This window comes from Paraburkholderia sp. BR14312, assembly GCF_040948675.1.
Classification (GTDB): domain Bacteria; phylum Pseudomonadota; class Gammaproteobacteria; order Burkholderiales; family Burkholderiaceae; genus Paraburkholderia; species Paraburkholderia nodosa_A.
Genome location: NZ_JBFPKI010000001.1, coordinates 372,979 through 398,110 on the forward strand (window position 1 = coordinate 372,979; position 25,132 = coordinate 398,110).

The window sequence follows — 25,132 nt, forward strand, 5'->3', positions numbered from 1 at the left end:
ATGGCAATCGCAACCGGGTTCGAGTCGTCAGCCGAACGGGCCTGCTCCCGGCAGGGCTCGAGACTTCCCAAAGAACTGAAGAGCGCTCGCCCGAGTGCAAGTCTGGCGAAGCCGAGGTGTCCATAATGGCTGGCATCCGTACACTGCCGCTCGGTTCAATTGCGCATCGCAATCGGCTAATCTTTTCTTGCGTCCGCGACCAGCGCCACCCTTTCGTGTGCGTCGCGTTGTTTCCCCCGGCGCTTGCCGCGGAACGCACCTGCCAGCCGCACTACGCTTGAACCCGTTCGCCTCGACGCGACGGCCCTGACGTGACAAGGAGGCAGACATGGACGCATTACAGTGGGGAACCGCCATCGGCGTCATGGTATTGGTCATCGCGGCCACGGCCGTGATTGCGCACTATCGCCGCGAACGGCGCCGCGCAAGTCTGTTGCGCAACCTCCACCACCACAACGGCATCCGCTCTTCGCACCTGCGCTAGCCAGTCATACGCCAGCCGTCTTGCGCGCACATCTGGAGCATGGTGCGCAGCCGTCCGATATCGGCGGGCTTCGCGAGATGCGCATGGAAACCGGCCGCCAGCGCCGCCGCCCGGTCGCTGTCCGAAACATGCCCGCTCAGCGCGACCAGCATCACGTTGGCGTGATCCGGCATGGCGCGCATGCGCTCCGCCAGTTCGTAGCCGTTCATGCCCGGCATGCCGATATCGACGAGCGCAAGATGCGGCTTCCATTGCCTAAGCATAGTCAGTGCGCTCGCGCCGTCGCCGGCCGTTCTGACTTCATGCCCTTCCAGTTCGAGCAACGCGCCGAGTGCGAAACACGCGTCGGCATTGTCGTCGACGATGAGCACGCGCGCCGGGCCGTTGCCCGCCAGCACGGCGGGGAGCGGCTTGACGGTTTCGGCGCTGCCGGTTCGCACGGGAATCGAGAGGCGCGCCAGCGTGCCGCGTCCGATTCCCTCGCTCGTCACGAGAATCTCGCCGCCATGCAACTGTGCGAGACGCTGCGCAATGGGAAGGCCGATGCCGAGGCCCCCTTCCAGCCGCGCGCTCTTGCCCGCGAATTGCGCAAACGGCTCGAAAATGCGCGAGAGCACGGCCGGGTCGATCCCGATGCCGTTGTCGCGAATCGAGATCTCGACGCAGCGCGCGCCGCCCGTGCTCTTCTGTTCGACGACGAGCGCAATCTCGCCGCCGTCGGGCGTATAGCGCACGGCATTGGAAAGCAGGTTCACGATCACCTGCGTGAGCCGCGTCGGGTCTGCGAACAACCGCAGGTCGCCGGCAAGCGGCCGCACGCTCAGCGTATGCCTGCGCGCCTGCACACGCTCGCGGATGGAGGCGAGCGCGTCGGAGAGGATTTCGTTCAACGACGCGTCGGTGGGATCGACGTTCAACTTGTCATGGTCCAGGCGCGACGCATCCTGTAGTTCGTCCATCAGACGTTTGAGCTGCGCGATCTGGCGCTGCGCAACCGCGAAGTATTCGCGCTGCGGCGCGCGATCTTTGCAGATCATCTGGAGCGCCTGAAACGCGTTTTCGAGCGGCGCGAGCGGATTGCGGAACTCGTGTGCGAGCACGGCGATCACTTCCGAATAGCGCTGTGTCTGCATGCGGCTATGGTCGCGCGCCTCGACCAGATCGAGCGCCGAGCCGGCCACGGCGGCAAACTCGCCGAGCACCCGCTGGTCTTCGCGGGAGAAACGCGATCGTTCCTCGAGCGAGGCGACCCAGATCGCGCCCAGTTGCCGCCCTTTCGAAACGATAGGCAGAATGAGCGCCTCCTGGACGTCGGCGCATGCGGGGGCGAGAATTGGGAAATCGTCGCTCAACGCGGTGAAAAGCAGCGGCTTGCCGGCTTCGAGCACGGCGGCGCACGGACAGTCGCTCCAATGGATTCGGCTTCCGCACAGGTTCGCGAACTTGCCGGCCACGCTGTGCCAGCGAAAGTAGCGCTCTTCGCCTTCGCGCTCCAGCAAACTGATGCCGGCCGATTGCGCGCAGCACAGACGCATCGCAAAGTCTGCAATCCTCTGCAACAGCACTTCACGCGAGTCCAGTTGCGCGGTGACCAACGCGAGAAGCGCCTGGTTCTCGCGCGCATGGTCGGGCGCGCGAGACGGTCGCGCATCGATATCGGCGATAGCGGGCGACCTGCCTTTCGGTGCCATTGCGGTCTCCTCCGGTGGCCCGATGAAGCTATTTGTGTCGTGGTAATGGGGCTGAGACATTTTATGCACCGCCGAAGAGAATGTTAATTGCCGCAGGACGTTCGTAATGGCAGCATTCCGGACAGGTGCTCACTGCACACCGCAGCGCGAATGACGCGCAATACAGCGGACGAAAAAAACGGAAACAGTGACGGCGAGTGACAAAAACGCCCGGAATTCCGGGCGTTTTTTCGAAGGGGACGCTGCTGCTTCAGACCTTGCGCGCGCGGAGATATTTGAAGAATTCTGCGCCCTCCTGCAGGCGCCGCTTCATCATTTCCCAACTCACCAGCATCTCGCGGACGATCTCCCAGATCTTCGACGGCCGGAAATAAAAGCGCTTGTAGAACTCCTCGACGCCAAGGTAGATCTCTTCGCGCGACAGGTGCGGATAGCCGATCGTCGAGGCCTGCGTACCGGCCGAATTGATGAGCGTGATGACCTTGGTATCGTTCAGCCAGCCATTTTCGACCGCCTGCTTATGAAGCACGGTACCGGGATAAGGCGCGGCGAGCGAGACCTGGATGGTATGGGGATTGATCTCTTTTGCGTACTGAATGGTCTTCTGGATCGTTTCGTGCGTCTCGCCCGGCAACCCGAGGATGAAGGTCCCGTGAATCTTGATGCCGAGCTTGCGGCAATCCTCGCTGAACTGGCGCGCGAAGTCCGTGCGCACGCCCTTCTTGACGTTCACGAGAATCTGGTCGTCGCCGGATTCGAAGCCCACGAGCAACAGACGCAAGCCGTTGTCCTTCATCACCTTGAGCGTCGAGTACGGTACGTTCGCCTTGGCGTTGCACGACCACGTCACGCCCAGCTTGCCCAGCCCGCGCGCGATCTCTTCGGCGCGCGGCCTGAGATCGGTGAACGTGTCGTCGTCGAACATGATCTCCTTGATTTCGGGCATGTTGTCCCGAATCCATTTCACCTCTTCCAGCACGTGCTCGACCGAGCGCGTGCGATAACGATGCCCCCCCACCGTATGCGGCCAGAGGCAAAAGGTGCAGCGGGACTTGCAGCCGCGCCCGGTGTAGAGCGAGAGATACGGATGCTTGAGATAGCCGCTGAAATAATGCTCGGGCGTGAGGTCGCGCTTGTAGATCGGCGAGACGAAAGGAAGCTGATCCATGTCTTCGAGGATCGGCCGCGCGTCGTTGTGCATGATGCCGCCGTCGGGCAGCCGATAGCTCAGGCCCAGGATCGATTCGAACGGCCGCCCCTGGGAAATCTCGAGGCAGGTGAAATCGAATTCTTCGCGGCACACGAAATCGAGCGCGTCGCTCGCAGTCAGTGAACCATGCGGATCGACCGCCACCTTGGCGCCGATCATGCCGATGAGGACCGTGCTCTTGCGCCGCTTCAGGTGCTCGGCGAACTGGATGTCGCTCTGGAACGAGGGCGAACTCGTGTGAATGATAATGAGTTCGTATTCCTGTGCAATATCCAGGGTCGCTTCGAGCGTCAGGTCGTCTGCGGGGGCATCCACCACGCGACTGCCTTCGACCAGCGCGGCGGGCTGAACGAGCCACGTGGGATACCAGAACGAGCGGATTTCGCGCTTCGTTTGAAAGCGCGAGCCCGCGCCGCCATCGAAGCCTTCGTAGGAAGGTGCCTGCAGAAACAGCGTTTTCATGAATGCCCTCGGAGAAAAATCGTGAATTTGTCTCGAAGCCTACAAAAACATGACACTTTGCTGGATGGCAGCTTTGCCCGGGTCAAGAATACTACGACTTGCTGCCGCGGCACGTCGAAATAATGTCTGTACCACTTATCGAAACCCCCACTTAACAAGGCCGCCGCCGGTTGGAACACTGCAGAACAACCGCATTCGTCGGCATGAGCGATGCTTTCTGTACTATATTTTTTGACAGCCGCAGCAGCATTCACAGCGCTCCAACGCGGGAGGCGAAGTATGTCGCGACATCACGACATGCCGGAAGGCGTGCCGGTTGGCAATGGCCACCGTATCAGCCCAGCGGACTTTCTGTTGATGGCGGGCTTTCTCGCCTACCGCGCCCCGCTCGCGTCGGTCGATGCCCGCGCGGCGGCCCGGCGTATTCTCGATGCGGTTCTCTGTGCAGCGGCCGCGCACGGCTTCGCGGACTCGGCAGCGCTGGAATCCATGATGGCGAGTGCCGAGAAGTCGGCAGATGTGCGCAGTCTCGCGGAGCAAGCCAGCGCTGCAGTGGGTGACACGTTCGCTTACATGCAGGTGATCCGCGGGGCGGGCGTCGCGCTGGAAGCCGACCCTTATACGCTGATTACTTGAGATCCGGCGTTCCCGCGGCGGCGCGTATGCGCAGAACCGTCTGCCGCGAAGTGCCGAAACGCCGTGCCACTTCGCTCACCGAGAGTCCGCTGCCCAGCGAACTCATCACGCGCGCGCGGTCGTGCGCCGAAAGCGAGGCGGGCCTGCCCGTGGGACGCCCGCTGCGCTGCGCGAGCTTCAGGCCGTTGCGGCTGCGTTCGCTGCGCGCGGCCGCCTCCATGCGGACCACGGCGCGCAGCATCTTGACCGCTTGCGGCTCGGGGCGCCCCGTGAGATCGACGCCGCCCAGTTCGACACAGCGCACGCCAATCTTCCCCTTGCGGCAGTTGAGCAGCGTAGCGAGCACGTCGCGCGCGTTGCAGCCCAAAGCGGAAAGCTGCAGGACCACCAACTCGTCCTCGGCATCGATGCGTCCAAGCAGCCTCGTCAACGCGGGCCGTTCGGCGGCGGCTACATACGGCGCCACCGCGTCGATGGCCACGCGGCTGAGCGCCACGGTGTAGCCCGCCTTGTCGAGCTGGATCAGCTCCCGCTCGGGAAACTCGCCGTCGCTCGCGCCGTTGATGTAGAAGAACGTCCGTTGCACACGTGGCTCCCGTACTCGCCCGGAGGCTCGCGAACTAGCGTCTCAAGCGCGCGAAAGTCGCCAGCAGATCTTCGAGCTGTACCGGCTTTTTGAGGTGCGCGTCGAAACCCGCCTGCTCGGACTGCTCCACATCGGCCTCCTGGCCAAAGCCGCTCAGCGCGATGCAGATCACGGATTCGAGCGCGGGCTGCGAACGCAGCTTGCCAATGAACTCGTACCCGTCCATGCCCGGCATGCCGAGATCGGACAGCACGAGATCCGGCGCGTTGCCGTTGAGCAGCGTCAGCGCTTCCTCGCCGCTCGTGGCCGTCTGCACATTCGCGCCTTCGCTCTCCAGCAGCAGCTTGAACGTCTCGACCGTGGTGGCGTCGTCGTCGACCATCAGGATATGGAGCCCCTGCAGCGACGCCACGGCCGCGCCGTCGTGGCTTTCCGCATGCGCGAACGAACGCTGCATCGGCAGCGTCACCGTGAACGTCGCGCCGCGCCCCAGGCCCTGCGACTCCGCGCGCACGCTGCCGCCGTGGATCGTCACGAGTTCCCGCACGAGCGCAAGGCCAATGCCGAGACCCGAGCGCCGCGCGGCGGACTGCCGGCTTTGCTTGTACATGTCGAAGATATGCGGCAGGAGCGCCGGTTCGATGCCGGTGCCGGTGTCTTTCACGCGCAGCACGGCTTCGTCTTCGGCGACCTCCAGCGAGACGTCCACCGAACCGCGATGGGTGAACTTCATCGCATTGCTGATGAGGTTCCAGACAATCTGCTCGATGCGCGTGAAATCGGCATGCAGGATCACCGGCGTCTGTGTGACCGAGACGTTCAGCGCAATGCCGCGCTGCTGCGCCTCGAACTGCACGGCGTGGCAAACGCGCTGCACGATCTCGCGCATGTCCACCGCCGAGCGCATGACCGAAAGCTTGCCGGTACGCACGCGCGAAATATCCAGCAGGTCGTCGATGATCTGCGCCTGGCCGACCACGGTGCGCCGGATCGTGTCCGCCGCGCGCGTGAGGTTCAGGCTCTGGCGCGTTTCCGGCGCCCGCGCAATGAGTTCGGCGCTCGCCGAGATCAAGTTCAGCGGATGCTTGAGTTCGTGCGACACCACCGCGAGAAACTCGTCCTGGCGCCGCTGCCCGTCGCGCTCGCCGGCGTCGCGCACCTGTTCGAGCGTGGCGTTGTGCAGGTCCGCGTCCGCGGGCACGAGCTCGCCCAGGTCGCGCGCGATCTTGGCAAAGCCGCTGACGCCCGCTTCGTCGAGGCGCGAGAGCACGCCGCTCGCGAAAAAGCGCGTGCCGTCCTTGCGCAGGTGCCAGCGTTCCTCGTCGGTGCGGCCATGCTGGCGCGCGAGCGCGAACTCGCGGTCGGCGACCTTGTTCACGCGGTCTTCTTCGGTCGAGAGCAGATCGGCGGACTGACCGATCATTTCGGCCTCCGTATAACCGAAAATGCGTTCCGCGCCCGCGTTCCAGCTCGTGATGTAACCTTCGTCGTCGAACGTGATGATCGCGTAGTCCTTCGTGCCCTCGGCGACGATGCGCATGCGCCGCTCGCCTTCGCGCAACTGGTCTTCGGCCTGGCGGCGCCCGGTGATGTCGATGAACGAGAGCACCGCGCCGTCGATACGGTCTTCGGTCGTGCGATACGGCACGAAGCGCGCGAGATACCAGCGCCCGTCGTTGCTCTTCAGCTCGCGCTCGATCAGGCGCAGCGAGTCGAACGCTTCGGCGGCGTCGTCGGCGAGCTTGTCGTATTCGAGCCTGTGCGTGATGTCGAGCAGCGAGCGGCCGATATCCGAAGGAATGATGCTGAACACGTCGGTCGCGCGCGGCGTGTAGCGCTTGATGCAGATGTTGCGGTCCACGAAGATCGTACCGATATCGTTCGCCGCGATCAGGTTCTGCAAGTCGTCGTTGATCTTGCTGGTCTCTTCGACCTTCGACTTCAGCTCCGCGTTGACGGTGGTGAGCTCCTCGTTGATCGACTGCAGCTCTTCCTTGCTGGTTTCGAGTTCCTCGGTCGCCGAGCGCAGTTCCTCGTTGATCGCCTGCAGTTCCTCGTTGGACGCCTTCAGTTCTTCCGTCGAGGTTTCCGACTGCTCGATGGTCGACTGCAGCTGCTCCTTGGTGCGCTGCAGTTCGCGTTCGAGCTGGGTGATGATCGGGTCCTTCTGCACGTCTACGGAAGCCGTTTCCACCCCGCTCATGCTGTCTTCGACTTCGTCGAAGAGCACGAGCACGAAGTCGGCGTTCGCCTCGGGGTCGTGCACCGGCCGCGCCGTCATGTTGACGAAATACGAGCGCCCGTCGCGCTCCAGACGTACGCGCCGTGCCTCGACGCTGCGGTTCGTGTGCAGCGCCTGGTAGATCGCGGTGCGCAGCTCGAGCCGCAATTCCGGGCGCACGGCGGCGACGATGTTGTGCGAAGGCTCGCCGCCCGAATACTGGAGGAAGCGGCCCGCGCGGTCGGACAGATGCACGATTTCCGAATCGCGGCTCACCAGCACGCTAGGCGGCGCGTACTGTTCGACGAGGCGCTGGTGCAGGTCGCCGAACGAAAAGCGGCGGCGCCCCGGCGGCTGCACAGTCGCGACCACGGGCCGCGCGTTCATCGTGCCGGCAATCGCCACGGGCACGGGCGTGTCGCCGCGCACCGCCATGTTCGCCCGGTAAATGCGGTTGCGTTTGTCCACCACGGTGAACATCGAACTCACGCTGTCCGCGGATTCGGAACTGCCGAGGAACAGCACGCCGCCCGGCCGCAGCGCGAAGTGGAACATCTTGAGGATTTCGATCTGCGCTTCGCGGTCGAGATAGATCAGCAGGTTGCGGCAGCAGATCAGGTCGAGGCGCGAGAACGGCGGATCGCTCAGCACGTTGTGATGCGCGAACAGCATGTGCTCGCGCAGTTCTTTCTTCACACGATAATGCGCGGCGTCCTTGGAGAAGAACTGGCGCACGCGTGCCGGCGTGACGTCGGCGAGGATCGAGTCAGGGAAGAGCCCCGTGCGCGCGAACGAAATCGCGCGTTCGTCGATGTCGGTTGCGAACACCTGGAACGAGGTGCCTTCCGTCGACTTGAGCGAGCGCTCCTGGAGCAGCATCGCCAGCGAATAGGCTTCCTCGCCCGTGGCGCAGCCCACGGACCACACGCGGATGCGGTCCTGTTCGCCGCGCCCTTCGAACAGCTGCGGCAGGACCTCGCGCTCGAGCACGTCGAACGCTTCCTTGTCGCGGAAGAAGTTGGTGACGCTGATGAGCATGTCCTGCAGCAGCGCCTGGGTTTCCTCGGGATGCAGATGCAGATGGTCCCGGTACGCCTGCAGGTCGGTGATGCCGTTGACCTGCAAGCGCCGTTCGATGCGGCGCAGGACGGTGGCGCGCTTGTAGTGGCGGAAATCGTGCGCCGTGCGCGTGCGCAGGATGATCATGATCTCGCGCAGCGCCCGCTCGGCCGCCTCGTTGATATGCTCTTCGCGCCGCTCCTCGCTTTCCGCGACCGGCAGTTGAATTTCCTTCGTCGTCGACCAGAGGTCCATCAGCCGCTGCGGCATCTCCGCCGCCGTGGTGACGAAGTCGACCATGCCGGTGGCGATGGCGCTGCGCGGCATGCTGTCGTATTCCGCCTCCGAGGGATCCTGGGCAAACGTGATGCCGCCCATTTCCTTGACGCGCGAGAGGCCGGCGGAGCCGTCCGAGCCCGCGCCCGATAGCACGATGCCGATGGCGCGCTCGTGATGCGTTTCGGCGAGCGTGCGGAAGAACACGTCGATCGCCGCGCGGCGGCCCTCCTGAGGCTGACTGGGAGAAACGCGCAGATAGTCGTCCACCATCGCCAGATCGAGTGACGGTGTGATGACATACACATGGTCGGGCTCGATGGGCGTCGGGCTCGTCACCTCCACCACGGGCATGTCCGTCGCCTTGCGCAGCAGCGCGGCCATACTGCTTTCGTGGTCGGGCGCGAGATGGACGACCACGACGAACGCCATCGAGGTGTGGGAGGGAAGGGATTCGAAGAAGGCCAGCAGCGCGCTAAGGCCGCCTGCCGATGCGCCGATACCGACGATCGGATAATTGGTCTGGCTGCGGGGCATATGGCCACGTCGTTTCGGCATGATCGCCAGGTCCTGAAGTTGGAATGAATCGCGTTCGCACTCGCGCGCTCAGGCCGCGGGTGCTGCGCCGACATTATCCCTCCAGGAGCATCGACTGCAATAGTCCTGCCGCATCGCCCGCACGCCGCGCGGTTTCCTCCTCCCGCTGCTGCGCATCGCGGTCGCCGCACTGCCGGTAGTGTTCGCTCTGGGCACGGCTCATCGATTCGCGCTCGCGCAGCGCGCGCAGCGCGTCGCGCAGCGAGCGCTCCACGTCGCGGCTGCGGCCCCGGTTGAGCGAGGCCGCCGTGTAGGCGTGGCCCGTATGGCAGCGGTAGCGCAGCAGACGCGAGTAGTCGAGGCGCCAGAGCGTGCCGTTGCACTCGGGGCACGTGAACGTCGAAGGCGTGCCGATGCTGGTCAGATCGCCGGCCAGTCCATTGCCCTCGCGCCAGGCGCGCAGCTCCGTGCTGACGAGCCCGGCGGCGCGGCGTCTCGCGACGCCTTCCTCGGCCGTTGCGGGCGGCGCGCGGTCCGTCAATTCCACGAGCCGGTGGGCCACGCCCGCGAGCGGCAGGATGTAGTCGGCGAACGGCGCAGCGTTGAGCGGCATTTCGCTGGCGAAGGCGTCGGACGGGTCCTGGACGATCCCGGTGCCGCCGCAGGCCTGGATGGCCTCGAGACCGGCCGCGCCGTCGTCCAGCAGGCCCGTAAGAATCACGCCGATGCTGCGCGGGCCCAGTTCCGCGGCCACGCTGCGAAAGAGCGGGTCGATGGCCGGACGGGCAAAGTTTTCCTTCGCGGCATGCACGAGCCGCAGATGCGAGCCCTCCACGATCATGTGCTGGTCGGGGGGCGCCACGTAAATCCTGCCGCGCGCCCAGGTTTCGCCGTCCGCGGCATGCACTGCGCGCAGCGGGCCTGCGCTGTTGAGCAGCGAAGGCAGATGGCTGTAGTGGCTGCCCACATGGAGCACGATTGCGATCGTCGCCCGCAAGTCTGGCGGAAGCGCGGACACAAGACTTCGAAGCGCATCGACGCCGCCCGACGATGTGCCTATGGCGATGAAGTCTCGGTAGATCAATTGGTGTCCAGGCTGGCAGGTGAATCGGGATCAATCCGTCACTTTGCGCAATTGCCGTGCCTGCACGGGTGGCAGAGAGCGAGCGCGGGGGCCGCGGCATCTGCCTTGCTGTTTCGTCGGGGACTGACGAACAGGACGGAGGGCAGGCCGATGACACGATCCACGCGCGCCGCCGCGGCCATCGCGAGCGTCGCGGCGGGCGCCGCGCTCGCCATGTGGTCCACGCGCAGCCTGCGCGAAGCGGCGCACGCACGTGCGAGCGGCAACCACGTGGCCGCAGCGCGCAGCTTCAATCATGGGTCGGCGCTGCTCGCGCTCTCCGTACTGGCCGACAGCGCCATGGAGCACTATCGCGGCTCGTTCGAAAACCGTGCGATGTACCTGCCGCCCGCCGTGGCGCTCTGCTCGCTCGCCGCGGCGCTGCATGGCGGCGCGGACCGGCGCGCGGCCTCGCACGGGCTGCGTCACGCGATCCAGCTCACCAGCGCCGCGACCGGCGTGACGGGCACCGCCTTCCATCTTTACAACGTGACGAAGCGGCCCGGCGGATTCAGCTGGCATAACGCCTTTTACGGCGCGCCGGCGGGCGCACCCTTTGCGCTGGTGCTCTCCGGCGTGCTGGGCGCAGTCGCCGAGCAGTTGCGCGACAAGCCCGGGCACGACCCGCAGCTCTTCGGCATGCCCGCGGGCAAGGCGCTCGCGCTGGTGGCGGGCGTGGGGCTGCTCGGCACAGCGGCCGAGGCGGCGCTGCTGCACTTTCGCGGCGCGTTCCAGCATCCGGCGATGTACGCGCCCGTGACCATCGTGCCTGTGAGCAGCGCGTTGCTCGCGCATGCGGCGTGGGCCCCGCCCCGCCATGCGGCCCGCGCGAGCGTGTTCGCGCGCTTCTGGCTGCGGCTCACGGCGGCGCTCGGTTTTGCGGGCTTCGGCTTTCATGCGAACGGCGTGGCGCGCGCGCAGGGCGGCTGGCGCAACTGGTCGCAAAATCTGTTCGCGGGGCCGCCCCTGCCCGCGCCGCCCGCCTTCAGCGCGCTCGCGCTCGCGGGGCTTGCGGCGTTGCGCATGCGGGAGACCGAACGATGACCCGAACGCCGACCTATCCCGGCTACGACGTGCTTGCCAAACGCGACACGCCTTCGTGGGACGCCCCCACGCGTGCGGTGATCGCGGCGCGCCTGAACACCCCGAACCAGGCGCGCTATCTCGGTCCATCGCAGTGGCAAACGCTGCTCGCGCTGTGCGACACGATCGTGCCGCAGCCCGGCAACGTCAATGGCGTGCACGCTCCGCGCGTGCCGGTCGCCGCGCTCGTGGAAGGCAAACTGCTCGACGACCGCCGCGACGGGTTTCGCGACGCCCGCCTGCCGCCGTTGCGCGCCGCCTGGGAGACGGGGCTCGCCGCCCTCGATGCGGAAAGCGTGAAAGCCTGCGGGGAGCCCTTTGCACAGTTGGACGACGAACGGCGGCGTGCGCTCGTCGCCCGCATGCAGCGTGGCGAGCTGCGCAGCCGGGCCTGGCACGGCATGCCGTGCGACCTGTTCTTCGCGAAGCGCGTGCTGCACGACGTGAGCGCCGCGTACTGGTCGCACCCGCTCGCGTGGAATGCGATGGGCTTTGGCGGCCCGGCGAATCCGCGCGGCTACGTGCGCCTCTATACGAACCGGCGCGATCCTTGGGAAGCCGTCGAAGCCGCCGACGAAAGCGACGCGGCGCACGAGGCGGCCCGCAGGGAGAACGAGCGTGTGCGCTGATCTCGCCGACTCGACCGACGCCAGCGAAGCGCCGCGTGGCAAGCACGGCCGCGCGCCCGACGTGTTCCGGCGCGGCGGCTGGATGCGCATGCGCGAATACGCGCTCGACGATCCGGTCGATTTCGCCATCGTCGGCACCGGCGCGGGAGGCGCGACGCTCGCCTGCCGGCTTGCGGAGGCGGGCTTTCGCGTGGTGGCGTTCGACGCGGGCGCATGGTGGCGGCCCCTCGAAGAATTCGCCTCCGACGAGACCCACCAGGCCAAGCTCTACTGGACCGACGAACGCATCTGCGACGGCGAAAACCCCTTGCAGCTGGGCAGCAACAACAGCGGCCGTGCGGTGGGCGGCAGCACCGTCCACTTCGCCATGGTCTCGCTGCGCTTTCGGCCCGAGTGGTTTCAATCGCGCACCAAACTCGGCTATGGCGTGGATTGGCCGCTCGACTGGCGCGAGATGTGGCGCTACTACACCGAGGTCGAGCAGGCGCTCGGCATCTCCGGACCGGTGAACTATCCGTGGGGACCCAAACGCCCGCGCTATCCGTATCGCGCGCATGAAATCAACGGCGCGGGCCTCGTGCTCGCGCGCGGCTGCGAGGCGCTCGGCATTCCCTGGGCGCCCACGCCGCTCGCGACGCTCTCCGCGCCGCGCGGCGACGCGCATCAGTGCGTCTATCGCGGCTTTTGCGTGTCGGGATGCGCGACCAACGCGAAGCAGAGCGCGCTCGTCACGTGGATTCCGCGCGCCGTGCGCGCGGGCGCGGAAATTCGCGATCTCGCGATGGTGGGCCGCATCGAAACCGACGCGCTGGCTCGCGCCGCCGGCGTGCATTTTCATCGCGAGGGGCGCTGGCATTTCCAGCGCGCGCGCAACGTGGTCGTGGCGGGGTACGCCATCGAAACGCCGCGCCTGCTGCTGCTCTCCGCGAACGGTCGCTTTCCCGAAGGCCTGGCGAACCGCTCGGGACTCGTCGGCAAGAATCTCATGGTGCAGACGAACCAGGCCGCGTGGGGCGTATTCGACGACGAAATCCGCTGGTACAAGGGGCCGCCTTCGCTGGCGCTCACCGAACACTGGAACTATCAGGACGAAGGCAAGGACTTTCACGGCGGCTATTGCTACATGAGCCAGGGCCCGCTTCCGCTCGTCTGGGCGGCGACGCAAACGAGCCGCGGCCTGTGGGGCGACGCGCTCATGCGCGAGATGACGAAGTACAACCATCAGGCGGGTCTCAAGATGGTGGGCGAGACGCTCCCGCAGGAACGCAACCGCGTGACGCTCGCCGACGAGAAAGACGCGCTCGGCCTGCCCGTCGCACGCGTCACGTGGTCGATGGGCGAGAACGACCGCCGGCTCGTGAACCACGCGCTGGACTATATGAGCCGTGCATTGGAGGCGGCGGGCGCGCGCGACATCTGGACCCAGGACGACGACACCTGCCACCTGAACGGCACGGCGCGCATGGGCAGCGACGCGCAAACGAGCGTCGTCGATGCGGACTGCCGCTCATGGGACATTCCGAATTTATGGATCTGCGACGGCTCCGTGTTTCCGACCGTAGGCGGCGTCAATCCTTCGCTCACCATCCAGGCCGTTGCGTGCCGCACCGCCGACCGCATCAAGACGCTGGCCGCGCGCGGCGAGCTTTGATGACCATCGCGCGGGCACGCGTCGTGCGTTGACGCAGATGTTTTTCAAAAGGAGGCCATCATGCCACTCAGCAAGGGAAAAACCCGCGAAGCGATCTCGAAGAACATCAAGACGGAAGTGAAGCAAGGCAAGTCGCAGAAGCAAGCCGTTGCCATCGCGCTGAACCAGGCGCGCAAATCCGGCGCGAAGATTCCGAAGAAGAACCAGAAGTGATCGGGCGCGCCGCGCACGCGGCGCGTCTTTCATCACGCGTTTCGTGTTTCGTGAGTTAGCCATCCTCGCCGACTTCGGCAGGTTCCGGCAGGTCCGGCAACTCGTGCGGCTCCGCCTGAGGGGCGCCAGATTCGCGCTCGTCGGGTTCTGCGCCGCCGCCCGGATCGTTCTTTTTCGGCGGCGTGGCGGGCTCCATCTGGACGCGTCGAAAACGGGGCAGGTCGTAAGGGCTTTGCATGCTCGATCTCCATAAAAAACGCCGGTAAAAGCGCGTAGCGGGCCTGCCGGGATCGCGCAGCGCGTGTGCCTGGCTCGCACAGCGATGAGGCGTGCATGGGCATGCCGGGTGCGCAGGCGAAAAACGTTCTGGACGCCTACGCTGCTGCGCCGCTCATGACCCCACTTGCCTACTTCCTGCACAGCGCGGGCCCCGCATCGGGTCCGCTGCAGGCGCTCGACTGGGGCCTCGCCGTCCTGTGCGTGGGCGTGTGCATCGTCATAGCGTTGTTGCTCTATCTGGCGATCCGGCGCAGGCGTCGCGGTGGCGCGGCGCAAGATGAAGCTTGGTTACAAACCAACGTGGCCGACGAGCCAGGCGAGCGCACGGCGAACCGCATCGTTGCCGTCGGCACGGCCATTTCATCGGTGCTGTTGCTGGGCGCGCTCGTGGCGATGCTGCGCGTGCTGGCCGCCGTGGCCGACCCGCCGCGCGAGCCTTCGCTCACCGTGACCGTCACGGCTTACGACTGGTGGTGGAAAGTGAGCTATCGAACGCCCGAGGGCGCGAGCTTCGAAACCGCCAACGAAATCCACATTCCCACGGGCGAGCCCGTGCGCGTCGATCTGCAAAGCGCAGACGTCGTGCACGCGTTCTGGGTTCCGGCGCTCGCGGGCAAGACGCAGGCCATACCCGGCCAGGTCAATCACCAGTGGATCGAGGCCGACCATCCCGGCGTATGGCGCGGGCAGTGCACGCAGTTCTGCGGGGCCCAGCACGCGCACATGGCCATGGAAGTGGTGGCGCAAGCCCCCGCCGATTTCTCGAGCTGGCTCGATGCGCAACGGCAGCCCGCAGCGGCCGCGCAAAGCGGCGCGGCGCAGCGCGGCGAGCAACTGTTCGCCGCGCGCTGCGGCGGCTGCCATGCCGTGCGCGGCACGCAGTCGGGCGGCATGCAGGCGCCCGACCTCACGCATCTCGCCTCGCGGCGCCTGATCGCCGCGGGCACGCTCGCCAACACATCCGTCAACCGGCTCGACTGGGTCGCGCACGCGCAGCAGCGCAAACCCGAATCGCTCATGCCCGACATTGCCCTCACTCCGGCCGAGGCGAGCGACCTCGGCGCGTGGCTCGACACACTCCAGTGACATGAACGATATCCCGGCCTCCCCCGCAGCTTCCGACCGTCCCGCCAGCGCGACGGTGCCGCGCCGTCCGCGTGCCGGGCGCCTCTCGCGCGTGCCGGAAACGGGCACGGCGCCGCTCGACGAAGCCACCCTGCGCCGCCTCCAGGAGATGTGGGAAACGCGCGCCGGCTGGCGCGGCTGGCTCTCCACGGTGGATCACAAGACCATCGGCCTCCGCTATCTCGTCACGGCGTTCGTGTTCCTCGTGCTTGGCGGCGTGGAGGCGCTCATCATGCGCGCGCAACTCGCGCGCCCCAACGAAACGCTGCTCACGCCCGAGCAATACGACCAGCTGTTCACGATGCACGGCGTCACGATGATCTTTCTCTACGCGCTCCCGGTGCTGAGCGGGTTTTCGAACTACCTGTGGCCGCTCGTGCTCGGCTCGCGCGACATGGCGTTCCCGCGCCTGAACGCGCTCTCGTACTGGGTCTTTCTCGGCGCGGGCATTCTGCTCTACGCAAGCTTTCCCGCGGGACAGGGCGCCAATGCGGGCTGGTTCAACTACGTGCCGCTTTCCACGGCCGCCTACGACCCCGGGCCGAACATCGACGTCTACGCGCTCGGCATGGTGCTGCTCGGCATTTCCACCACATTGGGCGCGGGGAACTTCGTCATCACGTTCCTGCGCATGCGGGCCAGCGGCATGTCGGTCGCGCGCCTGCCCATCCTCGTCTGGGGCACGCTCACGGCTTCGGCCGCCAATCTGCTCGCCGTGCCCTCCGTGAGCCTCGCGTTCTTTATGCTCTGGCTCGACCGCAACGCGGGCTCGCACTTCTTCGATACGACAGCCGACGGGCGCCCCCTGTTGTGGCAACACCTCTTCTGGATCTTCGCGCACCCGTGGGTCTACGTGGTCGTGCTGCCCGCCATGGGCATCGTGTCCGACGCGCTGCCCACTTTCTGCCGCCGCCCGATCGTCGCCTACGCGGCCGTTGCGCTGTCAACGGTCGCGACCATGCTCGTGGGCTTCGAAGTGTGGCTCCATCACATGTTCGCCACGGGCCTGCCGCCGCTCGCCCTGGCCTTCTTCGGTGCGGCGAGCATGGTGATTTCCGTGCCGAGCGCGATTGCGGTGTTCGCGTGGATCGCCACGATCTGGACCGGCAAGCCCGTGTTCAAGACGCCGTTCTACTACTTCGCGGGATTCGTGCTGATGTTCACCGTGGGCGGCGTTTCCGGCGTGATGACCGCCGCCGTGCCGCTCGACTGGCAGCTCACCGACACCTACTTCGTCGTGGCCCACCTTCACTACGTGCTGCTCGGCATCAACGTGTTTCCGGTGCTCGGCGGCCTCACGTACTGGTTTCCCAAGTTCACCGGACGGCTCATGCACGAGCGCTTCGGCAAGTGGACCTTCTGGGTCACGTTCATCGGCTTCAATCTGGGTTTCTTTCCGATGCACATCTCCGGGCTCCTCGGCATGCCGCGGCGCATCTATACCTACCCGGAAGGCATGGGCTGGGACACGGCCAACCTGCTCACGAGCATCGGCGCATTCGTGTTCGCGATCGGCATCGCCATGTTCATCGGCAATGCGCTCGTGAGCGCGCGGCGCGGCGCACGCGCGAGCGCGAACCCATGGAATGCGGCGGGCCTCGAGTGGGCGACCTCGTCGCCGCCGCCTCCGTACAACTTCGCGATCCTGCCGAGCGTGCGCTCGCGGGACCCGCTCTGGCAGCCCGATGCAAATGTGCCGCGTCCCGGCTATCTGCTCCATCGCGGGCGCGAAGCGCTCGGCGTCACGCCCCTCATGGGCGAGCCCGACGTCATCCTCAAGATGCCCGAGGACAGCTACGCGCCCTTCGTGCTGGGCGTGGCTTCGACGCTCGTGTTCGTGGGGTTGCTGTTCCATTCGACTCAGTTCACCGCGCTTGCCGGGCTCGCGTGCGGACTCGCGCTGCTCTCGTGGCTGTGGCCGCGGCGCTCGCTAGGACAGCGCGAACCGTTCGCGCCGCAAGGCACCACGCCCGCCGGCAAAGTCGCCGAGACGACTGCCGAGTCGATCACGACAGGAAGCGAAGACGAAACCCTTGCCTTGCCCGTGGGCAGCGCCGGCGAACATGCGGGCGGCTGGTGGGGCGTGCTCACGCTCGTCGTGACGGAAACCGCGCTGTTCGGCTACCTGATCTTCTCGTACCTCTATCTCGCTTCGCAGAGCGCACAGCCCTGGCCGCCCGATGGCCTGCCCAAGCTCGGCATGAGCGGACTGAACACGGCGCTGCTGCTCACGAGCAGCGTGTTCGTATGGCTCGCGGGCGCGTTTGTGCGGCGCGCGCGCTCCTGGCCCGCGTTCTGGTCGATGATCGCCGGCATTGCGCTCGGCATCGCGTTTGTCACGATCCAGTTCTTCGAGTGGCACGACCGGCCCTACGGGCTCGCGACGCATCTGTATGGTTCGCTCTACTTCACGATCACGGGCTTTCACATGGCCCACGTGATGGCGGGTGTGCTGATGCTCGCCGCGCTCGCGTTCTGGATCGCGCGCGGCTACTTCGACGGCAGACGCGATGCGGCGCTCACCATTGGCGGCCTGTACTGGCACTTCGTCGACGTGGTGTGGCTCTTCATCTTCTCCGTGCTCTATCTCTCGCCTTACTGGATGCGAGGACGATGATGCAATCCGCCGCGTCTCCAGCATCCGTGCCCGCACGCATCCGGCCCACGCTGCGGCAGCATATTGCCGTGTGGTACGGCATTTTTGGCGTGCCGGCCATCTGGGCGGTCCACGTGCTGGTCTGCCAGACGCTCGCGGCCACCGCGTGTGCCGGCGGCGTCCCGCAACGCAATGGCGAGCCCTGGGAGGTCGTGCACTGGACGCTTGCGCTCGTCTCCGCCGCTGCGTTCGCTCTGGCGCTCACCGGCGCGCTGCTGGCGCGGCGCACGTGGCGCGAAAGCGCCGCCGTCGACACGCCGCAGCGCGACACCTTCCGCTTTCTCGCCTGGAGCAGCACGGCCGTTGCCGTGGCGTTCACGATCGCGCTCGTATTCACGATATCGGTGCTGTTCGCGTTGCCGCTCGAACGGCTATGCGGGGCGTTGCGATGAACTCCCGCGCCGGTTCGAGCGCTGTGCTCGCCGCCCTCGTGCTGCTCGCCGGCTGCCACCGCGACGAGCCGTTCGCGACGACGAAACCGCCGCCCGATGCCGCCCAGATCGCACTCGGGGAAAAGCTCGCGAAAGCGGGCGATTGCGCCTCGTGCCACGATTCCGCCAAACGCGAACCCTTCGGCGGCGGTCTCGCCGTGAATTCGCCGTTCGGTCCGATTTACGCGAGCAACATCACGCCCGACCCCGTGCACGGCATCGGCGACTACACGCCCGCGCAGTTCGCCGCGGCCTTGCAGCGCGGCGAAGCACGTGGCGGCAAGCGGCTCTATCCCGCGATGCCTTATCCGTCGTTTGCGGCGCTGGCGGCAAGCGACGTGAACGCGCTCTACCAGTACTTCATGTATGGCGTGAAGCCGGTGCCGAATGCCGCGCCGCAAACGCATCTGCCGTTTCCGTTCAACCAGCGCTGGGTGATGATGTTCTGGCGTCTCGCGTTCGCACAGCATGGCCGCTTCGAGCCCGACCCCGGGCAGACCGCGCAGTGGAATCGCGGCGCCTGGCTCGTGCAGGGTCTCGGCCACTGCGGCGCGTGTCACACGCCGCGCGGGCCCGCCTACAACGAAATGGGCTACACGCAAAGCAGCCCGCTCTACCTCACGGGCGGCGTGAACGACCACTGGTACGCGCCGAATCTCACGGGCGACCCCGGCAGCGGCCTGGGCCGCTGGAGTGCCGACGACATCGCCGCGTTCCTGCGCGACGGGCACAACGACCGCGCCTATGCATTCGGCGCGATGGCGCCCGTGGTGGGCGCGAGCACGCAATACCTGGGCGACGACGATCTGCACGCCATCGCCACTTATCTGAAATCGCTGCCCGCACGCGAGGCGAGTGGCCAGTATGCCGATTCCCCGGCCGCGCGCGCCTCGACCATGGCGGCATTGCACGGCGGCACGCCGGAGCGGCCCGGCGCCGGCCTCTATCTCTCGTACTGCGCAAAATGCCACGGCGCCGACGGCGCCGGCAAACCCGACAAGGCGCCGCCGCTTGCGGGCAGTTCGCTCGCGCTGTCGTCCGACGCGACAAGCGTACTGCGCCTCATCGTCGAAGGCAGCCAGAGTCCGCAAACCAGTAATGGCGGCACATCGCGCAAGATGCCCGGGTTCCGCACCCAGTTCACGGACAGCGAGGTCGCCCAGGTGGCGAGCTTCGTGCGCGGCGCGTGGGGCAACAACGCGCCGCCCATCGCACCCGCCGAAGTTACGCGGCTGCGCGGCGCGATCCACCGTTGAGCGTGCCTCCCAGTCAAGCATGGCGCGAGGTGGGGAACGACCGCGCGCCATCCGGGTCAGGGGCTATCTGACGAGCTTATTGCCCCTTGCTGTCGCTGCTTGCGTCCGCACCCGGGGTGTTGGTCGTGTCGTTCATCGGTTTGGACATCGCCTTCGTGTGCTTCTTGTGATGAGTCGACTTGTGTGTCGTACCGGTAGCGGCAGGATTCTGCTCGACGCCCTGAGTCTGCGCCGGATACACGTCACTCGCGCCGCCGGTCGCAGCGCCTGGACTCGTGCTGCTGCTGCCGCCGCCTGAACCCTGGGCGAGCGCGAGACCCGATGTAGCAAGCGTCACGCTCGCTAGTGCAGAAATGAAATAGTGTCGTGGCTTCATGGTTGGCTTTCCTCGTCATCGTCTGGATAGAAAAAACGGGCGGTGCGTGCTGAAAACCACCCGCGCGCTAGCCCTTCGCAGCGCACATGGTGTGCCACGCATGCGAGCGGCTGCCGCAGCGCAGGGGCATACGGCTTGCGCGCACGTTTGCGTCGCCGTGGGCCGAGCCTGCAATGAACCCCGCCGCACTCATGAACCCGATGCCGCTCGTCGTTACCTGGCCCGATTTCGCGGCGCGGCTGATCGGGGCGATCGTGGCCGGCGGGCTGATCGGCCTGACGACCCGCGCCGGCTCACCTGGCGCGGCGATGGCCCTTCGCCGATCCGCTCAGCAGCATTGCCGTCTTGACCACGGCCAGATGACTGAGCGCCTGCGGGAAATTGCCCGCCAGCCGCTGCGCCCCCACGTCATACTCTTCGGCGAGCAAACCGACGTCGTTGGCCACGGCCAGCACGCGCTCGAACTGGGCGATGGCCTCGTCCACGTCGCCGCGCAGGTAGAGACAGTCGGCCATCCAGCACGAGCACGCGAGGAAGGCGCCTTCGTCGGGCGCTTCGTCCCCGCCGAGCCGCCAGCGACGAATCAGGCCGCCTTCGCCAAGTTCGGCGCGAATCGCGTCGATGGTGGCCGACATGCGCGGCTCGTCGGCGCGCATGAAGCCCACGAGTGGCATGAGGAGCACGCTCGCATCGAGCGCCTCTTCGCCGTAACCGCGGACGAAGGCGCCGCGCCGCGCGCTCCAGCCGTGTTCGCAGACCTCCTCGTACAGGGCCTTGCGCATCTGCAGTGCGCGTTGCACCAGCGGGTCGCCTATGCCCGGGCCGTCTTCACACCAGTGTTTGATGAAGCGGTCGAGCGCCACCCACGCCATGACGCGCGAAAGCGTGTAGTGGCGCGCGTGGCCACGCGTCTCCCAGATTCCCGAGCCCGGCTTCCCGCCATGATCGAGCAGCCAGCCGATCAAGCGCGCTTCGAGTTCGGCCTCCTCCTGCGCCGCGACGATGCCGGCGCGCCGCGTGAGATAGAGGCAATCGAACGCCTCGCCGAACACATCCGGCTGATATTGCATGCACGCCGCATTGCCGAAGCGCACGGGCCTCGCGCCCTGCCAGCCCGCCAGGGCGTCGACCTCGCGCTCGCGCGGCACGTGGCAGCCATCGACGCAATACATGACGTGAATGTGTCCGCGCACATGGCCGATCGTACGCAGCAGCCAGTCGCGCCAGGCGCGCGCTTCGTCGTGAAAGCCCGCTTCGAGCAACGCTTCCAGCGCGAAACTCGCGTCGCGCAGCCAGCAATAGCGATAGTCCCAGTTGAGTTCGCCGCCCGGCGCCTCCGGCAAAGACGTGGTGGGCGCGGCGACCATCGCGCCCGTCGGACGGTAGACCAGCGCGTAGAGCGTGAGGAGCGAGCGCCGCACCGCTTGCGGCCAGAGCGTTCGATCGTTGTCGAAGTGGTCGATCCAGCGGCGCCAGTGACGTTGCGTGTCGTGCAGCGCCGTGACGGCCGATGCCGGATCGACGCCCACGGCCTCGCCCGGGCATAGCGTGAAAACGAAGCGCTCGCCCGCGCGCACCGTGAACGCGGCTTCGAGCGCCTGCGCGTGGACACGCAACGGCACCTCCGCGCGCAACGTCATCGGGCCACACGCGGCGTGCACGGTCGCCGCGCCGCTTGCGTCTATCGTGTGTGGCGCAGCGTGCCCATCCGCGCGGCGCGGCTGCGCGATCATGTGCATATCCACACTGCCGTCCACGCCTTCGACGATGCGCATGATGCACGGTTCAGCGCTATCAGCCGCCATGAAGTCGATCACACGCGCGCTGCCGTGCGTGCCCTTCCAGGCGGTTTCGACCATGAGCGTGTCGCGCCGGTAGCTGCGGCTCGCGCGGCGCGCCGGATCGGCGGGTGCAAGGCGCCAGTGGCCATCCTCTTCGCGGCCGAGCAGCGCGGCAAAGCAGGGTTCGCTGTCGAAACGCGGCCAGCAGAGCCAGTCGATCGAGCCATCGCGAGCGAGCAGCGCCGCGCTGCGGCCATCGGCAAGCAATGCGTAATCTTCGATGAGGCGTGTTCGGGTCATGGACGATAGCGCTACCCGCGCACGAATGGGCGCGCTCGAATCCGAGCGAGCACTTCGGATTCCCGAAAGGTTTGCAAGCCCAATGAGGGCGCGTCCCTTTGCAATGGCTGCGCACACCGTCTTTTCGCGCTGCAGTCGGCCGCGCGCGAACTTGCATCGATTACGTGTAAGGCTTGAAACGCGTGCGCAGCCCACACCCGGCTTGCCAATGCGACGAATACACTCCAGGACATCTCGCAGCGTCGCGTGCGCGCCGCGTGAGCATCGAAGATCAAAGGGCGTCGTGCCACTGACGCATCACCACGAGCTTGCCGCGCAGGTGCCCCCCGGCGAGCCGCTCGAAGCCCCTTGGCGTGTCGTCGAAGTCGAAGCGCTCGACCACTTCGGCCTTCACCGCGCCCTTCTCGACGAGCTCGACGATATGGGCGAGCTGCGCGCCGTCCGCTCGCGCGGTGTAGCGCGTAGCGCGCGCGCCGTGGCGGCTCGCTTGCGCCTGCGAAGGTTCGCCCAGCGTCGAGACCATCGCCCCGCCGTTCTTGACGACCTGCCACGAGCGTTGCTGGGCTTCGCCGCCCACGAGGTCGAACACGAGGTCCACCTCGCCTGCCTCCTCTTCGAAGCGCTGCGCGTGATAGTCGATGACTTCGCTCGCGCCGAGCGCTAATAGCGCGTCGCGTTCGCTCGCCGAGGCCGTCGCGACGACGCGCGCGCCGCAATGGCGCGCGAACTGCACGGCGAAGCGCCCGACGCCGCCGCTCGCGCCTTGAATCAGCACGCGCTCGCCGCCTTGCAGCTTGCCGTGCTCGAACAAACCCTGCCACGCCGTGAGCGCGGCGAGCGGAATGGCGGCCGCCGCGTCCACGGCGCAGGTTGCAGGCGCGCCCGCCAGCGCGGTTGCGTCGACCACCACGTAATCGGCGAGCGCGCCAGACCCCTGGCCCACGAACGCGCAGACGCGCGCGCCTTGCGGCCATGCCTGTGCGCCCTCGCCCCTGCTCACTACCACGCCCGTCACGTCGCGGCCCAGCGTATATGGCAAATCGCCTTCCGTAACGAGCGGATAGCGGCCTTGCAGCGTCTTGAGATCGACGGGATTGAGCGCGGCAGCCTGCACTTCGATCAGCACTTCTCCATGCGCGGGCTCGGGCACGCTCAGGCTTTCCTGGCGCAACGACTCTACGCCGCCAAAGCGCGGCACGCGCCACGCGAGCATCGTCTCGGGAATATCAGCGTCCATCGATGGCTCCTTGTGCGCCCATCACTTCTTGCCCGGAATGACGCTCGCCATCACCTGGCGCGCCGTGTTGGCAATCACGCCGCCCTCGTCCGGGTCGCCTTCCATGAGCGCGCGCGCGAAATGGCGCGCCTGCTCGATCGTCACGTGCGGCGGCAGCGGCGGCACGTCGGGATCGGTCTTCACTTCGAGCACCACGGGGCGCGGCGATGCGAGCGCCTGGTCCCAGGCGTCGCCCAGCTGCTCCGCGTTGTCCACGTAGATGCCCGTGAGCCCCACCAGTTCCGCAAACCGGTGATACGGCACATTGGGAATGTCCTGCGAGGCTTCGAATTTCGCGTCGCCCTGCATCACGCGCTGCTCCCAGGTCACCTGATTCAGGTCCTCGTTGTTGAACACGCAACAGATCCAGCGCGGGCTCGCCCATTGGCGCCAGTACTTCGCCACGGTCACGAGTTCGGCCATGTTGTTCATCTGCATGGCGCCGTCGCCCACGAGCGCGATCACGGGCCGTTCGGGATGCGCGAACTTCGCCGCGATGGCATAGGGAACGGCCGCCCCCATCGAGGCGAGACCGCCCGACAGCGAACACATCATGCCGCGCCGGATCTTGAGGTCGCGCGCATACCAGTTCGCGCACGAACCCGAGTCGCTCGTGACGATCGCGCCATCGGGCAGACGCGGCGACAGCTCGGTCACCACGCGCTGCGGGTTCACCTTGCCGCTCGTCGCCGCGTGCGCGCGATCCTCGAGTACGCGCTGCCAGCGCTCGCCAGCATGGATGAGGCGGTTGCGCCAGCTCCCGGCGTTCTTCTGCTCGAGCAGCGGCAAGAGCGCGCGCAGCGTGGCCGCGCTGTCGCCCACGAGGCTCACCTCCATCGGATAGCGCACGCTGAGCATGCCCGCGTCGATGTCGATCTGCACCGCGCGCGCGTCGCCTTCCTTCGGCAGGAATTCCGAATACGGGAAGCCGGAGCCAATCATCAGCAAGGTGTCGCAAGAGGACATCATCTCGTCGGTCGGCTTGGTGCCGAGCAAGCCGATGCTGCCCGTCACCCAGGGAATGTCGTCGGGCACCACGGCTTTGCCGAGCAACGCTTTGGCAACGCCCGCGTGCAGGCGCTCGGCCACGGCGAGCACCTCGTCGCCGGCGTGCATCGCGCCCGCGCCGACGAGTATCGCCACCCGGTGGCCCGCGTTGAGCACCTCGGCCGCGTGCTTGAGGTCGGCCTCGCGCGGCACCACTTCGGGTGCGCTATAGCCCACGCCGGAATGCGCCGTGCCGTGCTTGCGCGCGGGCGGCTCATATTCGAGTTCCTGCAAGTCGTTGGGCAGCACCATGGCCGTGACCGTGCGCCGCGAGAGTGCGATGCGCACTGCGCGGTCCACCACGTGGCGTACCTGCGCAGGCACGCTGGGCTGCTGCACGTAGGCGCCCGCGACGTCCTTGAACATCGAGACGAGGTCGAGTTCCTGCTGATAATGCGCGCCGAGCGCGGCGCGCGCCTGCTGGCCCGCAATGGCCAGCACGGGCATGTGGTCGAGCCGCGCGTCATAGAGCCCCGTGAGCAGGTGCGCCGCGCCCGGCCCCGACGTGGCGATGCACACGCCCAACTCGCCCGTGAACTTGGCGTGGGCGCTCGCCATGAAGGCGGCCATTTCCTCGTGGCGCGCCTGCACGAATTCGATCTTGCCCTGCGCGCGCTGCAGCGCGCCGAACATGCCGTTGATGCCGTCGCCGGGATAGCCGTAGATGCGTCGCACGCCCCATTCGTGCAGCCGCTCGATGATGAAGTCGCTCACCGTAGTCGTCGCCATGTGCCGTTCTCCTTG

General features: G+C 66.7%; 20 protein-coding genes. 10 read left to right on the top strand and 10 right to left on the bottom strand.

The features are described 5' to 3' along the window. The first annotated feature begins 328 nt into the window (after positions 1-328). On the top strand, positions 329-484 hold the full coding sequence (locus AB3X98_RS01645) for a hypothetical protein (protein WP_169739106.1): 156 nt from the start codon (positions 329-331) through the stop codon (positions 482-484). Here the strand turns inward: AB3X98_RS01645 and AB3X98_RS01650 are convergent. Together AB3X98_RS01650 and hpnJ are read right to left on the bottom strand one after the other, a co-directional pair. Then, positions 481-2,175, bottom strand: coding sequence for an ATP-binding protein (locus tag AB3X98_RS01650; RefSeq protein WP_368604663.1), 1,695 nt, complete (start codon positions 2,173-2,175; stop codon positions 481-483). The genes AB3X98_RS01645 and AB3X98_RS01650 overlap by 4 nt on opposite strands. A 250-nt stretch (positions 2,176-2,425) precedes the next feature. After that, positions 2,426-3,847 (bottom strand): hopanoid biosynthesis associated radical SAM protein HpnJ, encoded by a 1,422-nt coding sequence (gene hpnJ, locus AB3X98_RS01655; RefSeq protein WP_342948275.1) that lies wholly within the window; start codon positions 3,845-3,847, stop codon positions 2,426-2,428. Between the two features lie 279 nt (positions 3,848-4,126). On the opposite strand from hpnJ, the gene AB3X98_RS01660 reads away from it, so the two are divergent. After that, a complete protein-coding gene (locus tag AB3X98_RS01660) occupies positions 4,127-4,483 on the top strand; it encodes a hypothetical protein (RefSeq protein WP_069262285.1) in 357 nt (118 codons plus the stop codon). Here AB3X98_RS01660 and AB3X98_RS01665 read toward each other — a convergent pair. The 3 genes from AB3X98_RS01665 to AB3X98_RS01675 form a co-directional block, all read right to left on the bottom strand. Beyond that, positions 4,476-5,069, bottom strand: a complete 594-nt coding sequence (locus AB3X98_RS01665; RefSeq protein ID WP_069262286.1) for a recombinase family protein — start codon at positions 5,067-5,069, stop codon at positions 4,476-4,478. The genes AB3X98_RS01660 and AB3X98_RS01665 overlap by 8 nt on opposite strands. Positions 5,070-5,103: 34 nt before the next feature. Further along, a complete protein-coding gene (locus AB3X98_RS01670; protein ID WP_342948277.1) occupies positions 5,104-9,183 on the bottom strand; it encodes a CheR family methyltransferase in 4,080 nt (1,359 codons plus the stop codon). 73 nt (positions 9,184-9,256) lie between these two features. Then, positions 9,257-10,246, bottom strand: a complete 990-nt coding sequence (locus tag AB3X98_RS01675; protein ID WP_069262288.1) for a chemotaxis protein CheB — start codon at positions 10,244-10,246, stop codon at positions 9,257-9,259. 213 nt (positions 10,247-10,459) lie between these two features. Here AB3X98_RS01675 and AB3X98_RS01680 point away from each other — a divergent pair, with 213 nt between their 5' ends. Genes AB3X98_RS01680 through AB3X98_RS01695 form a run of 4 tightly spaced genes read left to right on the top strand, consistent with a single transcriptional unit; the run spans position 10,460 to position 13,861 of the window. Next, on the top strand, positions 10,460-11,329 hold the full coding sequence (locus tag AB3X98_RS01680; RefSeq protein ID WP_368604741.1) for a hypothetical protein: 870 nt from the start codon (positions 10,460-10,462) through the stop codon (positions 11,327-11,329). Continuing rightward, positions 11,326-11,997: a gluconate 2-dehydrogenase subunit 3 family protein gene (locus tag AB3X98_RS01685; protein WP_368604664.1), complete on the top strand. Its 672-nt coding sequence runs from the start codon at positions 11,326-11,328 to the stop codon at positions 11,995-11,997. The genes AB3X98_RS01680 and AB3X98_RS01685 overlap by 4 nt, the downstream gene beginning before the upstream one ends. Further along, positions 11,987-13,648 (top strand): GMC family oxidoreductase, encoded by a 1,662-nt coding sequence (locus AB3X98_RS01690; protein ID WP_368604665.1) that lies wholly within the window; start codon positions 11,987-11,989, stop codon positions 13,646-13,648. Before AB3X98_RS01685 ends, AB3X98_RS01690 begins: the two co-directional genes overlap by 11 nt. 60 nt (positions 13,649-13,708) lie before the next feature. Then, on the top strand, positions 13,709-13,861 hold the full coding sequence (locus AB3X98_RS01695; protein ID WP_176732830.1) for a DUF6496 domain-containing protein: 153 nt from the start codon (positions 13,709-13,711) through the stop codon (positions 13,859-13,861). A 55-nt stretch (positions 13,862-13,916) separates the two neighbouring features. Here AB3X98_RS01695 and AB3X98_RS01700 read toward each other — a convergent pair whose 3' ends face one another. Continuing rightward, entirely contained in the window at positions 13,917-14,099 is a 183-nt protein-coding gene (locus tag AB3X98_RS01700; RefSeq protein ID WP_342923528.1) for a hypothetical protein, read from the bottom strand. A 101-nt stretch (positions 14,100-14,200) separates the two neighbouring features. Between AB3X98_RS01700 and coxB the strand changes: the two genes are divergently transcribed. The 4 genes from coxB to AB3X98_RS01720 are packed head-to-tail and all read left to right on the top strand — an operon-like array spanning position 14,201 to position 19,608. Further along, the gene (gene coxB / locus AB3X98_RS01705; protein WP_368604742.1) at positions 14,201-15,226 is read left to right on the top strand and encodes a cytochrome c oxidase subunit II; all 1,026 of its coding nucleotides are present in this window, start codon (positions 14,201-14,203) and stop codon (positions 15,224-15,226) included. Position 15,227: 1 nt separating this feature from the next. Next, positions 15,228-17,882, top strand: coding sequence for a cytochrome c oxidase subunit I (gene ctaD, locus AB3X98_RS01710; RefSeq protein WP_368604666.1), 2,655 nt, complete (start codon positions 15,228-15,230; stop codon positions 17,880-17,882). Next, entirely contained in the window at positions 17,879-18,313 is a 435-nt protein-coding gene (locus AB3X98_RS01715) for a cytochrome C oxidase subunit I (protein ID WP_368604667.1), read from the top strand. Before ctaD ends, AB3X98_RS01715 begins: the two co-directional genes overlap by 4 nt. Continuing rightward, positions 18,310-19,608: a cytochrome c gene (locus AB3X98_RS01720; protein ID WP_368604669.1), complete on the top strand. Its 1,299-nt coding sequence runs from the start codon at positions 18,310-18,312 to the stop codon at positions 19,606-19,608. The genes AB3X98_RS01715 and AB3X98_RS01720 overlap by 4 nt, the downstream gene beginning before the upstream one ends. 76 nt (positions 19,609-19,684) lie before the next feature. Here the strand turns inward: AB3X98_RS01720 and AB3X98_RS01725 are convergent, their stop codons facing one another. From AB3X98_RS01725 to AB3X98_RS01740, 4 genes are all read right to left on the bottom strand, one after another. Then, the gene (locus AB3X98_RS01725; RefSeq protein ID WP_342948283.1) at positions 19,685-19,984 is read right to left on the bottom strand and encodes a hypothetical protein; all 300 of its coding nucleotides are present in this window, start codon (positions 19,982-19,984) and stop codon (positions 19,685-19,687) included. Positions 19,985-20,277: 293 nt separating this feature from the next. Continuing rightward, complete coding sequence (locus AB3X98_RS01730; RefSeq protein ID WP_069262295.1) at positions 20,278-22,065, bottom strand: glycoside hydrolase family 15 protein; 1,788 nt, start codon at positions 22,063-22,065, stop codon at positions 20,278-20,280. 271 nt (positions 22,066-22,336) lie between these two features. Then, positions 22,337-23,302, bottom strand: coding sequence for an NADP-dependent oxidoreductase (locus AB3X98_RS01735; RefSeq protein ID WP_069262296.1), 966 nt, complete (start codon positions 23,300-23,302; stop codon positions 22,337-22,339). Between the two features lie 21 nt (positions 23,303-23,323). Then, positions 23,324-25,117: a thiamine pyrophosphate-requiring protein gene (locus AB3X98_RS01740; RefSeq protein WP_368604670.1), complete on the bottom strand. Its 1,794-nt coding sequence runs from the start codon at positions 25,115-25,117 to the stop codon at positions 23,324-23,326. Positions 25,118-25,132 lie beyond the last annotated feature (15 nt).